Below are 1,653 nucleotides of genomic sequence, written 5' to 3' on the forward strand. Positions count from 1 at the left end.
GCGACCCAGGCACGCTCCGCGGGGGTGGCGAAGCCCCAGCCGAAGGTCTTGTCCAGGAACGCCCAGAGGAAGGTCCAGCCGAGCGCGATCCGGGCCGCGGCCCACACGTAGCCGACCGGGCGGCGAGCTTGCGTGGCGCCGGCCTGCACGGCGGGCCTGCCGATGGTGGCGTTCATGATGGCCCCCTTTCCGAGGGGTGATGCGCCGTTTCCGAGTCGCCTCCAGCACACCGCTCGCGCGGCTTCCGTTGCAGTGCCGTAGGGCCCGCGGCGCGGGGACCTTCGTCCCCTGCCGGACGGCTCATGCGGAGGGCGGGCCGTCAGTCTTGGCGGCGGTGGATGACGAGGGCGAGCGCCGCAGTCAGCCCGGCCGAAATCCGGACAACGCGCGTCTGGTCAGTGGACCACGGCGACGGGGCAGGGTGCGTGGTGGACCATGGCCTGGCTGACGGAGCCGAGGAGCAGCCCCCGCACCTCGCCAAGGCCGCGCGCCCCGACCACCAGCAGGCAGGACTTGCGGGCCGCTTCGAGCAGCGCCCGGCGCGCGGGCTCGTCCGCGAGTTCGACGCTCGCCTGAAGGTCCGGATGGGCGTGCTGCCGGGCGGTCAGCTCGTCCCAGGCGAGCCCCTGGGCCTGGATGCGCAGCTCCAGCGGGTCTGCTTCCCCGCTCCGGTCGTGGCGGGCGATCACAACATGAATCGGGCTGCCGAGCCGGTACGCCTCCGTGGCGGCGAAGCTCAGCGCGGCCCTGGACGCTGGGGAGCCGTCGAAACCCACCAGGACCTCGCGCGCGTCACGCTCCTGCGGGTCGCCGCGCATGACGATCACCGGGCAGCGGACCCTGGAGGCGACATGACCGCTCACCGATCCGACTGCCATGCCGTGGAGGGCGCCGTGCCCGCGGCTGCCCACCACGATCAGCTCGGCGCCGGCGGACAGGTCGGTCAGGAGCGCGGACGGGGAGCCGCGATCGGTCAGCGTGTTGACCGCGACGCCGGGATGGTTCCGTCCGGCCCAGGCGGCCGCGGCCTTGACCAGCCGCTGGGCGGGGCGGCGGACGAGTTCGAGCGGCACCAGCTCGCCGGGCCACTCGCGATACGGCCAGTCCCACGCGTGGCACACCGTCAGCGGCACCCCTCTGCCGGCAGCCTCCGCGGCCGCCCATCGCAGGGCTTCCCGTGCTGACAAGGAACCGTCGTAGCCCACCACCACGCCGAGCTCGTCCATGCCCATCGTCGCCTCCTGGGTCCGCTTCCAGGTTCGCGCGGGCGGAACCCGCCGCTCAGAGGCGTCCCTCCTGTGCTGAGGGGACTTTGGTCCTCGTCTCGTCCGGCCCGGCGCTCATCCGTGGCGAGCCGATCCAGCCCTTCGGCATGCGGGCCGCGGCCCTCACAGAGGGATCGTCCACCTCAGCCGCGTGCCGCCCTTGTCGGGGGACTCCAACAGCGCGGAACCGCCCAGCCGGCCGGCCCGTTCCTCGATGTTGCGCAGCCCGCTGCGCCGCCCGCCCTCGCCCAGGCCCACGCCGTTGTCGGTGACCAGCAGGGTGAGGGCGCCGCCCGCGACCTCGACGGACACCTCGGCCCTGGTCGCGTGCGAGTGCCGTACGACGTTGGACAGCGCCTCGCGCAGCACCGCCACCACGTGCTCGGCG

2 protein-coding genes are annotated in these 1,653 nt (G+C 73.8%); both read right to left on the minus strand.

Features of this window, described 5'->3' with window-relative positions; genetic code table 11:
• Positions 1-395 precede the first annotated feature (395 nt).
• A complete protein-coding gene (locus AB0C28_RS56170) occupies positions 396-1,232 on the minus strand; it encodes a universal stress protein (protein WP_358085779.1) in 837 nt (278 codons plus the stop codon).
• 156 nt (positions 1,233-1,388) lie between these two features.
• Positions 1,389-1,653, minus strand: a 265-nt coding sequence (locus AB0C28_RS56175) for an ATP-binding protein (protein ID WP_358085782.1), incomplete at its 5' end; no start/stop codon positions are given.

This window comes from Nonomuraea sp. NPDC048892 (genome assembly GCF_040649735.1).
GTDB lineage: Bacteria > Actinomycetota > Actinomycetes > Streptosporangiales > Streptosporangiaceae > Nonomuraea > Nonomuraea maheshkhaliensis.